We start from the raw sequence: 11,957 nt of genomic DNA on the forward strand, positions 1-11,957 counted from the left end.
CGGGTAACAATTTCGTGGAACTGTGATCGCCTTGTCACTCGGTGAGGTTTGACTGGTCACCAAAGCGACATTTCAGCACCAGCATGATGGTGGTTAACACGGCGGGAATCGCCAGCAGCAGGAAGATCTGACTGAACGTCCAGCCAAGCGTTAATAACTCGGCACCGACAAAGGCGCTAATGATGGCGCCGATGCGCCCTATGCCGTGCATCCAACTGGAGCCGGTGGCACGCGCATGAGTTGGGTAATAACTGGCGGAGAGCGCATTCATGCCGGTGTTGGCGCCGTTAAAACAGAAGCCGCTGCAGAAAGCGATGGCGCTCATTAAGCCGACCTGCGCGGGTGAAAAACCCAGTGCCACAATGGCAATGCCACCGCAGAAATAGATCACCGCCAGCGCCAGATTGGCGTTGATGCGGTCCATCAACCAACCCGCAAACAGCGAGCCAAGGGTTCCGCCGGCCTGATACATCGCCGTGACAATCGCCGCTTCCGTCACCGACATGCCGAGCGTGCTGATCAATGAAGGCATCCAGCTGCCAATCAGGTAAACGAGGAACAGCCCCATAAAGTAGCCGCCCCACAACATCAAACTGCCGAACAGATAGCGGCGCGACACCACGGTCGCCACCGAACCTTTTCGCGCGGTGGGCAGCTCAGTGCTTTGATAATGGCTATCCGGCTGCACGCTGCCGGGCAGCATACGTTCGAGGATGGCGTGAATACGTGCGGCAGGCGCGCGACGGCTAATCAGAAAACGTACCGATTCCGGTAAGCCGCGCACTAAAAAAGGCAGCACCAGCAGCGGCAGCACGCCGCCCATCAGCATAACGGAGTGCCAGTCATAGCGCGGCAGCAGCCACGAAGCGGCAAAGCCTCCCGTCGCGGCACCAAAGGTAAAGCCACAGAACACCACGGTAATAATAAATGAGCGGCGACGTTCGGGCGCGTATTCGGCCACCAGCGTGCCCACGTTGGGCATCGCGGCCCCAAGCCCTAAACCGGTGAGAAAGCGGAACAGCATCATCTGTTCGATGTTCTGCGCCATCGCCGTGGCCAGCGTCCACAGACCGAAAAACAGCACGCTGGTGAGGATCATCACGCGGCGCCCATAGCGATCGGCCAGCGGTCCAGCGACCATCGCCCCCAATGCCAGACCAATCAGTGCCGCGCTGATCACCATGCCGAGTTGATGATTCGTGACGCCCCAACTGGCTTTCAGCGTGGGCGCAATAAAGCCCATCAGCGCAATGTCCATGCCGTCCAGCGCCACTACCACGAAGCACAGCGCGATTAAGCGCTTCTGCCAGCTGCTAAGCGCACTCTTATTGATAAGCTGGCGAACGTCTACTGCTTCAACGCTGGTCACGTAACGACTCCTGCACTTTTAACCGTTTAGGGCATCAGTTTTAGTAAAAAAAACGGCGCTTATCATAGCTCATCGTTAACAATAACAGGCACTCTTTTTGGATGTAATTGAGAACTATTCAACTTTTTACGCTGTATGTTATTGATTTAAGAGCGCGCGAATATGCTGCAAAAAGTGTCTTTTGCAGCTTTACCCATAAATACATCAGGTTAGCGGCGAAGCTTGCATAGCGGTGTTTTTGTTAATATAAATTTGCAGGCAAGTTAACATAATTAACGTTTCCTCATTGCTGCTCCTCGGCATAACTCATTATGTTGGGCGTATGGACAAAAATATCCTTTTCAATCAGCGCATTCGCTTGCGTCATTTACATACCTTTGTGGCGGTGGCGCAGCAAGGCACGCTCGGTCGTGCCGCTGAAACGCTCAATCTGAGCCAGCCCGCTTTATCGAAAACACTGAATGAGCTGGAAGAGTTGGCGGGCGCGCGACTGTTTGAGCGCGGACGACTCGGCGCGCAGCTCACCACGCTGGGCGAACAGTTTCTGGTTCATGCGGTGAAAGTGCTGGATGCGCTTAATCATGCTGGTCAGAGCTTCAACGCACCGCAGCCGGGCCGACCGGTGGTGATTCGACTCGGCGCGCTGACGACTGCGGCGATGGGCATGCTGCCGCAAATTCTCGATCGCTTCCATGAACAGCAACCTAACACCACGGTGCAGGTTGCGACATTGCATAACAACGTGTTGTTGGCCGGTTTACGTGCCGGTGAATTTGATGTCGGGATTGGTCGTATGGCGGACAGCGATATGATGGCCGGACTCACTTATGAATTGCTGTTTCTGGAATCACTCAAACTGGTGGTGCGCCCCGATCATCCGCTATTAAGCGAGAACGTTATGCTGTCGCGCGCGATGCAGTGGCCAGTAGTGATTTCGCCGGAAGGCACCGCACCGCGCCGTATCGCGCAGCATATGCTGAATGAGCAAGGTTGTACCTTACCAGCAAACTGCGTCGAAACTTCATCGACATCGCTGGCGCGACAGCTGGCACTGCGTTACGACTATGTGTGGTTTGTGCCTTCTGGCGCCATCAAAGAAGATTTGAATCACGATGCGTTGTGTGCGCTACCGATCGCCTCGCCGGGGCCAGGCGAACCGGTGGGCATTATTACGCGCAGCGGCAGTCCGTTAAGCCTGAGCGCCGAAGTGTTGATGGCGACCATCCGCAAATTCCACAGCTAGCGACTGTGTTTTGCATGACGCTCACGGTTCTCCAGGCGCGCCTGTTCGGTTTTTCGTAAACCAACATAGAGCGCGCCCGCCCCACCATCTTTCGGCTGCGCCGTACAAAAGGTCTGCACTTCTGCAAACTCCGGCAACCATCGCGCCACATAGCTGCGCACGATATTGGCATGCGACTCATCGTCACGCCCTTTGCCATGAATAATCAATAGATTGCGCAACCCATGTTTATTGGCCTGCTGCATAAAGCTGAACAGCGCCTGACGACAGGTTTCCACTGGCTGCCGTAACAGATTAAGGCTGGCTTCAGGCGGATATTTGCCCAGTCGCAGCTTATCCAGCACGCCTTGCTGTACGCCTTCAACTTTAAATTCCAGCGGTGTTGTCAGTGGAACGATGTCGAGATAGCCACGCGTGAGGAAATTTTCCTGCTCGTCACTTTCCTGCGGCGCACGCGGCGCTTTAGGCGAAGGTGCGCGTAGCCATTGGGTATTAGCGCAATTTTTTAATGGTGTCACATCACCCATGGCATCACGGAAAAGGTCTTCATCATCAAGGTTCATGGTGTTTCCTCTCGCCTGGTGTTTGCCTGCGCGTCCAATTCGACGCTAAAGCAAAAGAGTAGTAAAGGATTATGGGCAAAACATCTGTCACTTTTTGCGCTGTAATAAGCGCGCTCAAGCTGTAAACCTGGCAACAAAACGTTCCAGATCAATAAATGCGCTTCAGTCAGACCAGCGCAAACCCCGTAATACCTGACATTTGTGGGGTTTTAAGGACATTTACTGCTCGGATGAGTTCCCTTCGCTAAGAAAAATGTTAAAATTGACCGCAGTCAATAATCATCGAGCGTAACTATATGATCCAGGAAAAACGCAGCATTCGACGTATTCAGTCTGGCGGTTGTGCCATCCATTGTCAGGATTGCAGTATCAGCCAATTGTGTATTCCCTTCACGCTGAACGAGCACGAACTGGATCAGCTGGATAACATCATTGAGCGCAAAAAGCCGATTCAAAAAGGCCAGACGCTGTTCAAAGCCGGTGATGAACTGAAATCTCTCTACGCAATCCGCTCCGGCACCATCAAAAGCTACACCATCACTGAACAAGGCGACGAGCAAATTACTGGCTTCCATCTGGCAGGCGATTTGGTGGGTTTTGACGCCATTGTTGGTGCCAAACATCCGAGCTTTGCGCAAGCGCTGGAAACGGCGATGGTGTGCGAAATCCCGTTTGAAACGCTCGACGACCTCTCCGGTAAAATGCCGGCGCTGCGTCAGCAGATGATGCGTTTGATGAGCGGTGAAATCAAAGGCGATCAGGACATGATTCTGCTGCTGTCGAAGAAAAATGCCGAAGAGCGTCTGGCGGCGTTTGTCTGGAATTTGTCGCGTCGTTTCGGTCAGCGCGGCTTCTCACAGCGTGAATTCCGTTTGACCATGACGCGTGGCGACATTGGTAACTATCTGGGACTAACCGTAGAAACCATCAGCCGTCTGCTGGGTCGCTTCCAGAAAAGTGGCATGCTGGCCGTAAAAGGCAAATATATCACCATTGAGAACCACGCTCTGCTGGCAGAATTAGCTGGCCAGACCGAACAAGCCGCGTGATTCTGTGCCGGGTTAATAAAAGTTATTTTATTGATCCGGCAACAACTTTTCCGCTTCTGCCCTGTCCAAACTTAGGCTATCTTTAACCCAACTTGCTTTGGTTTTAGGAGATCGGCTTATGTCCCGGTACCAAAATATTCTGGTGGCTATTGATGCCCAGCAGGACGATCAGCCCGCGCTGCGTCGTGCGGTTTATCTCAATCAACGTATTGGCGGAAAAATCAAAGCTTTCCTGCCTATTTACGACTTCTCATATGAAATGACCACGCTGCTGTCGCCCGACGAGCGCTCCAATATGCGCAAAGGGGTAATCAGCCAACGTACCGAATGGATCCGCCAACAGGCCCAGGCATATATTGAGGCTGGCGTTGAAATTGAAATCAAAGTGGTTTGGCATAACCGTCCGTATGAAGCCATCATCCAGGAAATTCTGGCACATCAGCATGATTTAGTGCTGAAAATGGCGCACCAGCACGATCGCCTCGAAGCGGTCATCTTCACCCCGACGGATTGGCATCTGCTGCGTAAATGTCCATGTCCGGTGTGGATGGTGAAAGATCAGGCGTGGCCTGAAGGCGGCAAAGCGGTGGTAGCGGTCAACTTAGCCAGCGAAGAGCCGCATCATGATGAGCTAAATCAGAAGCTGATTCGTGAAACCACGCTGCTTGCCGAGATGGTGAATCACACCGAAGTGCATTTGGTCGGCGCTTACCCCATCACCCCGATCAATATTGCTATCGAACTGCCCGACTTTGATCCCAGCGTTTACAACGACGCGATTCGCGGCCAGCATTTAGTGGCGATGAAAGCGCTGCGTCAAAAATTCTCCATCAGTGAAGAGTTCACCCACGTGGCGAAAGGTTTGCCCGAGGAAGTGATTCCGGATATTGCCTCGCATCTGGACGCCGGCATTGTGGTGCTCGGCACCATCGGCCGTACCGGCTTGTCAGCCGCTTTCCTGGGTAATACTGCGGAACAGGTGATTGATCATCTGCGTTGTGATTTGCTGGCGATCAAGCCAGACGATTTCAAATCGCCGATTGATCACGATGACGAAGAAGATGAAGACGATTGATTAAAAAAAGGGCGGCTCGCCATGGCCGCCCTACTTATTTCTACTCAGGGCGGTGAATCACATCACCGCCCTGCTTTTTTACAGCGCGCGCAGAATGCCTTCCACGCTCGCTTTTGCATCGCCAAACAGCATCTGCGTATTGTCTTTAAAGAACAGCGGATTCTGGACACCCGCATATCCGGTGCTCATCGAGCGTTTAAATACAATCACGTTCTGCGCTTTCCACACTTCCAGCACCGGCATGCCAGCGATTGGACTGCGCGGATCTTCCAGTGCGGCTGGGTTAACAGTGTCATTCGCGCCGATAACCAAAACGGTATCGGTATCGCTGAAGTCATCGTTAATCTCGTCCATTTCCAGCACCACATCGTAAGGCACTTTCGCTTCCGCCAGCAGTACGTTCATGTGACCCGGCAAACGACCGGCAACCGGGTGAATACCAAAGCGAACTTTGATACCTCGCGCGCGCAGCTTTTCGGTAATCTCCGCTACCGGATACTGCGCCTGCGCCACCGCCATGCCATAACCCGGCGTGATCACTACAGAAGAAGAGGCTTTCAGCATTTCTGCCGTCTCTTCCGCCGTAATTTCACGGTGCTCGCCCACTTCATCGCTCTCGCCGCCCACGCTTACATCGGTACCAAAACCACCGGCGATCACGCTAATAAAGGAGCGGTTCATCGCTTTACACATGATGTAAGAGAGGATGGCACCCGAGGAACCGACCAGCGCACCGGTAACGATCAGCAAATCATTGCTCAGCATGAAGCCTGCCGCCGCCGCCGCCCAACCGGAGTAAGAGTTCAGCATTGAGACCACAACCGGCATATCCGCGCCGCCAATTGACGCCACCAGATGCCAGCCAAACACCAGCGCAATGACGGTCATCAGCAGCAGCGCAAACACCTGCGCACCGGTGCTATCAGTTTGTACGAACCACAGCATCAGCAGGAAGGAAATCACCAGCGCCGCGAGGTTCATTTTATGACGATGTGGCAGCATCAGCGCTGATGAGGAGATCTTGCCGCGCAGTTTGCCAAACGCCACCAGTGAACCAGTAAAGGTCACCGCACCGATGAATATGCCGAGGAACACTTCGGTCAGATGGATATTTTCCATCACCGGCGCGAGGCCTGGCGCGTGATCGATATAGCTGTTGAAGCCCACCAACACCGCCGCCAAACCCACGAAGCTGTGCAGAATGGCAACCAGTTCCGGCATTTCGGTCATTTCGACTTTTTTCGCCAGACGCAAACCAATTGCACCGCCGATCACCATCGCCAGCAGAATCCAGGCAACGTTCCCGGTGTTCGGGCCAAAAATGGTAGCGAGCAGCGCAATCGCCATGCCGCTCATACCAAAAATATTACCCTGCTTGGAGGTCTCGTGTTTCGAGAGACCGGCAAGGCTGCAAATAAACAGAATCGCGGCAACAATATATGCTGCAGTAACTAATCCGCCAGACATGTTGCTACCCCTTAATTCTTACGAAACATTTTCAGCATGCGCTGGGTGACGGTGAAACCACCGAAGATATTGATGCTGGCGATCAGTACGGCGATAAACGACAGAATCGTGACCCAACCGCCGTGGCCCATCTGCAGCACCGCACCCACCACAATAATGCCGGAAATGGCGTTGGTGACGGCCATCAAAGGCGTGTGCAATGCGTGACTCACGTTCCACACTACGTAATAGCCGACCACGCAAGAGAGCGCGAACACGGTGAAGTGTGACAGGAAGTCCGGCGGCGCGACGTTGGCCAGGCAGGCAAACAGCACCACCGCCAGCGCCAGCAGCAGATACTTGCGCCATGGTGAAACCGGTTTGGCTTCTGCCTTCGGCAGCGGCTGTGCGGCGGGTTGCGCTTTCGGCGCGGCGGAAACCTGAATCGGCGGCGCTGGCCATGTCACTTCGCCATCACGAATCACCGTCACCCCGCGCACCACCACGTCGTCGAAATCCACGGTAATTTCGCCGTTTTTCTCTTTGCACAGCAATTTCAGCAGGTTGACAAGGTTGGTGCCGTAAAGCTGTGAGGATTGCGTTGGCAGGCGACTTGGCAAATCGGTGTAACCGATAATCTTCACGCCGTTATGGGTTAAGGTCACCTGATCGGCCACCGTCAATTCGCAGTTACCGCCGGTTTGCGCAGCCAGATCGACGATTACGCTGCCTGGTTTCATGCTGGCAACCATCTCGGCAGTAATCAGCTTCGGGGCCGGACGGCCAGGAATCAACGCGGTGGTGACGATAATGTCCACTTCTTTCGCCTGCGCGGCAAACAGCTCCATCTCTGCCTTAATAAAGGCTTCAGACATCACTTTGGCATAACCATCGCCGCTGCCTGCTTCCTCTTCAAAGTCCAGCTCAAGGAACTCGGCGCCCATACTCTGCACCTGCTCTTTCACTTCAGGACGCGTATCGAACGCACGCACGATGGCACCTAAACTGCCTGCCGCGCCGATGGCCGCTAATCCCGCGACGCCCGCACCGATCACCATCACTTTGGCTGGCGGCACTTTACCGGCAGCGGTGATTTGACCGGTGAAGAAGCGGCCGAATTCATGAGCGGCTTCAACGATGGCGCGATAACCCGCAATGTTCGCCATTGAGCTCAACGCATCCAGCGCCTGCGCACGAGAAATACGCGGCACCGAATCCATCGCCATCACGGTGACGTTGCGTGCTGCCAGCTTTTCTAACAGCGCGGGATTCTGCGCAGGCCAGATAAAGCTCACCAGCGTGCTACCGGCGCGCGTCAGTTCAATCTCCTGATCGTCCGGCGCATTCACTTTCAAAACGATGTCCGATTGCCACACATCGTGAGTGTTAGTAATAGTGGCGCCGACGGCGATAAAGCTTTCATCATCAAAGCTGGCGCGAAGTCCTGCGCTCTGTTCAACGGTGACGCTAAATCCCAGCTTGATCAGTTGCTCAACGGTCTTTGGCGTGGCGGCCACGCGCGACTCGTTGGCTAACCGTTCTTTGGGTATCCCAATTAACATACTGTTTCCTTTCAACAATTAAAGGATGAGGTTCTGTAAGTGGCAAAAAGCTCAAAAGCCGAAACAGTGTTTCAGCTTTTTATGAGAAAAATGCACAATGTAACAAAGTCTTTATAACCTACTGAAAATATGAAGAGTGATCCACAGCGATAACGCCCACTTATGACATTCACACAAATATTCAGACACAAAGATTGAATGCCATGTTTTGCCACTGCATTTGGTGTTTATTAAAAAATATTCTGCTGCGCAAAATCGTGTCATGTCGAATTAAGTGTTTTTAAAAACCTTTAATTAACAATGCTTTAACTATTATGGCACTAAGTGTTACCAGAATAAGTGGTTATCTGTGCAAAAAAGAGCCGTAACAGAAGTCAATGACAGGTCGATGAATAAACGGCAGAGATTGTCAATGTTATGCGCTTAAATTGGCTGAGACAGGCCGATTATTACATGCAATAATCAGCGGCTAATCTGTTATACATCAAGAGTCCAGCACGTTTTCGTACTCATTTTGCGTAAGGCGAAGGATCATTTTTATGAAGCTGAAGAACACCATTCTGGCGTCAACCTTGTTATCACTGCTGGCAGCGAATGCGTTTGCTGCTAAAGAGTTAACGCCAGAGCAAGCGGCCGCGTTGAAACCATTCGAACGTATTAATATCAGCGGCCGTTTCAATGCGATTGGCGATGCAACTGATGCCATCTCCAAACAAGCCGATGCCAAAGGCGCTGACTCTTTCTATGTTCAGGGTATTAATGATAGCAACGGCAACGGCGGTAACTGGCGCGTAACGGCTGATTTGTATAAAGCTAACGCACCAAAAGCGGATGACTCCACTAAATATCGCACCTTCTCAGGCGTGAAAGAGCTGCCGAAAGCAGAAGCCTATCGCCTTGAGCCGTATGACACCGTGTCGGTAAATGGCTTCTTCTCCAGCCAGCCAGATGTTAATGAAGCGATTGCCAAGGCAGCCAAAAATAAAGGTGCGGCATCGTTCTTTATCGTGCGTCAGGTTGATGCGAACAACGGCGGCAACCAGTACGTGACCGCGTATGTTTATAAGGCTGATGCGCCAGAACGTAAAGTACAGAACACCTCTGATTCAATCCCAGCAGATTCTGAAGCCGGTAAAGCTGCATTGGCCGCAGGTGGCACCGCCGCCACTAAAGTGGCCATTCCTGGCGTGGCCTCTTCGGATACCCCAAGCCGCAACGTTGGTCGTTTCTTCGAAACGCAAAGCTCAACCGGCCAACGTTACACGGTGAAAACTGCCGATGGCCGTAGCGTGCAGGAAGTGAATGCGATTACTGCTGCGCAGATGCAGCCGTTTGACACCATCACCTTCTCCGATCACTTCGGTACCCCAACCGAAATCTCGGAAGCGGTTGGCAAACGCGCAGTGGAAAAAGGCGCTAAGTACTACCACATCACGCGTCAATGGCAGAACCAGAGCGGCGGTAACCTGACTGTCACCGCCGATCTGTTCAAGTAATAGCGATTAAGGGCGGCGTCCGTCGCCCTTTTCAAAATCTCCTTCATACTAACTGCATAATCTGTGCGCAGATTTGCATAGTCTTGCATTGCCTTCCCCGTTTGCACTCCGTAAAATCTGCCGCCTGTTTTTAGGGGATTCCGTTTCAAAGTTGGCTCATTGCCACGCGACACTCCAGCGGAATCGTCACCACCCAGCATACTCTGCTGTTTAGGATGGGCGTTTTGGATAAAAAATTAGGTCTTAGTGCGCTCACCGCGTTGGTACTCAGCTCTATGCTGGGCGCTGGCGTGTTCAGCCTGCCGCAAAATATGGCAGCGGTTGCCGGCCCGGCGGCGCTGCTGATCGGCTGGCTCATCACCGGCGTTGGCATCATCTTCCTGTCGCTCGCCATGCTGTTGCTGACGCGGCTGAAACCAGAGTTGGATGGCGGCATCTTTACCTATGCGCGCGCCGGCTTTGGCGAGCTGATAGGCTTCTGCTCGGCGTGGGGATATTGGCTGTGTGCGGTCATTGCCAACGTCTCTTATCTGGTGATTGTCTTCTCGGCGCTGAGTTTCTTTACCGACACGCCGGATCGCGTGGTGTTTGGTGATGGCAATACGTGGCAGGCGATGCTCGGCGCGTCGGTGCTGCTGTGGCTGGTGCATTGTCTGGTGCTGCGCGGCGTGCAAACTGCGGCCAGCATTAATGTGCTGGCGACCCTGGGAAAACTGGTGCCGCTGCTGCTGTTTGTGGTGCTGGCGCTGCTGGCATTCAACTATGATCGCTTCCGCTTTGATTTCAGCGGCGTGGAACTCGGTCAGCCGCTGTGGCAGCAGGTGAAGCAAACCATGCTGATCACCTTGTGGGTATTTATTGGAGTGGAAGGCGCGGTGGTGGTTTCTGCGCGTGCGCGTAATAAACAGGATGTCGGACGCGCCACGCTGATGGCGGTGCTGGCCGCGCTGCTGGTCTACTTGCTGGTTACGCTGCTGTCGTTAGGCGTGATTCCGCGTGCCGAGCTGGCGCAGATGCGCAATCCTTCTATGGCGGGTTTGATGAAGCATTTGCTCGGTCATTGGGGCGATGCGGTGATTGCGGTCGGATTGATTATTTCGGTGTGCGGCGCTTATCTGAGCTGGACGATTATGGCCGCTGAAGTGCCGTTCCTCGCCGCACAACAAGGTGCCTTCCCGCGCAGCATCGCGCGTCAGAACCGCCACAACTCCCCTTCGACGTCGTTATGGCTGACCAACGGCAGCGTACAGGTTTGCCTGATTTTGATCGCCTTAACCGGTGCGGATTACAACACGCTGCTGACCATCGCTTCAGAAATGATTTTGGTGCCCTATCTGCTGGTGGGTCTGTATCTGATTAAGGTAGTACGCGGGCAGAACAAACCCTGGGCGATGTTTACCGGCGTCGGTGCCAGCGCGTATGGCATTTGGCTGCTGTATGCGTCGGGTCCTTTGCATTTGCTGCTTTCAGTCGTGCTCTATGCGCCCGGATTGCTGCTGTTTCTGTACGCACGACGCGGCGGCCGTGGCGACAAAATGTTGTCACAGCTGGAGCGCATCGCGATTGTGTTGTTGATTGCGGCGTCACTGCCCGCGTTGTGGCAGCTAACGAATTAGTGCGGCTGGACGGGAATGGAAACGCACAGCAGGTCATCCTGCTGTGTCAGATTGAGCGGCTTACGGTATTCCTGATGAATAGCGTCAAGCTGCTCCGCTGACAGCGGATACGGCAGCTGAATATCAAAGCGGCTGATGTGTTGTTGTTCGGCCAGGGTTATCAAACGCGCGATATTAATCTCGTCGCTCACCTGTGTTGAAATGATTTGTAATGCTAATTCTTTCAGATGGTCGTCGCTGGCCTGAAGATTGTGCGCCGATTTACGCGTCACCATGCCAAAAATAGGCATCACGCCATAAATGGCATCGACAAAACTCCAGCGTTTTTTGCAGGAAGCGGAGAGAAAATCACTGTAATTGAAGCAGATGCGATCACTGTATCCGGCTGAAGCCAGCTCTTTATCAGACACTCTCGCACTCCTCCTGTTTTTCGTTACGGTTCCGAACCTTGCGCGACAACGCGCCGCTAATGATGGCACATTTCACGGTATACATACCAGTCACGCAGGGATATTTCGTGCGGTAACGTAGAGCTCAG

10 protein-coding genes are annotated in these 11,957 nt (G+C 53.4%); 5 read left to right on the forward strand and 5 right to left on the reverse strand.

From position 1 onward, the window contains the following. Window positions 1-34: 34 nt before the first annotated feature. Window positions 35-1,369 (reverse strand): aromatic acid/H+ symport family MFS transporter, encoded by a 1,335-nt coding sequence (locus FCN45_RS10025; protein WP_137385844.1) that lies wholly within the window; start codon window positions 1,367-1,369, stop codon window positions 35-37. A 322-nt stretch (window positions 1,370-1,691) separates the two neighbouring features. Here FCN45_RS10025 and FCN45_RS10030 point away from each other — a divergent pair, with 322 nt between their 5' ends. Beyond that, window positions 1,692-2,612, forward strand: coding sequence for a LysR substrate-binding domain-containing protein (locus FCN45_RS10030; protein ID WP_101764323.1), 921 nt, complete (start codon window positions 1,692-1,694; stop codon window positions 2,610-2,612). On the opposite strand, the gene smrA is transcribed toward FCN45_RS10030, so the two are convergent. Beyond that, a complete protein-coding gene (gene smrA, locus FCN45_RS10035; protein WP_137385845.1) occupies window positions 2,609-3,175 on the reverse strand; it encodes a DNA endonuclease SmrA in 567 nt (188 codons plus the stop codon). The two genes, FCN45_RS10030 and smrA, sit on opposite strands and share 4 nt — an antisense overlap. Before the next feature lie 296 nt (window positions 3,176-3,471). Here smrA and FCN45_RS10040 point away from each other — a divergent pair, with 296 nt between their 5' ends. Together FCN45_RS10040 and uspE are read left to right on the forward strand one after the other, a co-directional pair. Beyond that, entirely contained in the window at window positions 3,472-4,224 is a 753-nt protein-coding gene (locus tag FCN45_RS10040; RefSeq protein WP_008106391.1) for an FNR family transcription factor, read from the forward strand. 118 nt (window positions 4,225-4,342) lie between these two features. Next, on the forward strand, window positions 4,343-5,299 hold the full coding sequence (gene uspE, locus FCN45_RS10045; RefSeq protein WP_101764321.1) for a universal stress protein UspE: 957 nt from the start codon (window positions 4,343-4,345) through the stop codon (window positions 5,297-5,299). A 78-nt stretch (window positions 5,300-5,377) separates the two neighbouring features. Here the strand turns inward: uspE and pntB are convergent, their stop codons facing one another. Together pntB and pntA are read right to left on the reverse strand one after the other, a co-directional pair. Then, the gene (gene pntB, locus FCN45_RS10050; RefSeq protein ID WP_137385846.1) at window positions 5,378-6,766 is read right to left on the reverse strand and encodes a Re/Si-specific NAD(P)(+) transhydrogenase subunit beta; all 1,389 of its coding nucleotides are present in this window, start codon (window positions 6,764-6,766) and stop codon (window positions 5,378-5,380) included. A gap of 11 nt (window positions 6,767-6,777) precedes the next feature. After that, a complete protein-coding gene (gene pntA / locus FCN45_RS10055; RefSeq protein WP_137385847.1) occupies window positions 6,778-8,307 on the reverse strand; it encodes a Re/Si-specific NAD(P)(+) transhydrogenase subunit alpha in 1,530 nt (509 codons plus the stop codon). Between the two features lie 539 nt (window positions 8,308-8,846). On the opposite strand from pntA, the gene ydgH reads away from it, so the two are divergent. Together ydgH and FCN45_RS10065 are read left to right on the forward strand one after the other, a co-directional pair. Further along, on the forward strand, window positions 8,847-9,803 hold the full coding sequence (gene ydgH, locus FCN45_RS10060; protein WP_101764318.1) for a DUF1471 family protein YdgH: 957 nt from the start codon (window positions 8,847-8,849) through the stop codon (window positions 9,801-9,803). Between the two features lie 224 nt (window positions 9,804-10,027). Continuing rightward, the gene (locus FCN45_RS10065; protein WP_137385848.1) at window positions 10,028-11,419 is read left to right on the forward strand and encodes an amino acid permease; all 1,392 of its coding nucleotides are present in this window, start codon (window positions 10,028-10,030) and stop codon (window positions 11,417-11,419) included. On the opposite strand, the gene FCN45_RS10070 is transcribed toward FCN45_RS10065, so the two are convergent. Further along, the gene (locus FCN45_RS10070; protein WP_008106403.1) at window positions 11,416-11,829 is read right to left on the reverse strand and encodes a hypothetical protein; all 414 of its coding nucleotides are present in this window, start codon (window positions 11,827-11,829) and stop codon (window positions 11,416-11,418) included. The two genes, FCN45_RS10065 and FCN45_RS10070, sit on opposite strands and share 4 nt — an antisense overlap. Window positions 11,830-11,957 lie beyond the last annotated feature (128 nt).

The organism is Pantoea sp. SO10 (assembly GCF_005281435.1).
Lineage (GTDB): Bacteria > Pseudomonadota > Gammaproteobacteria > Enterobacterales > Enterobacteriaceae > Pantoea > Pantoea leporis.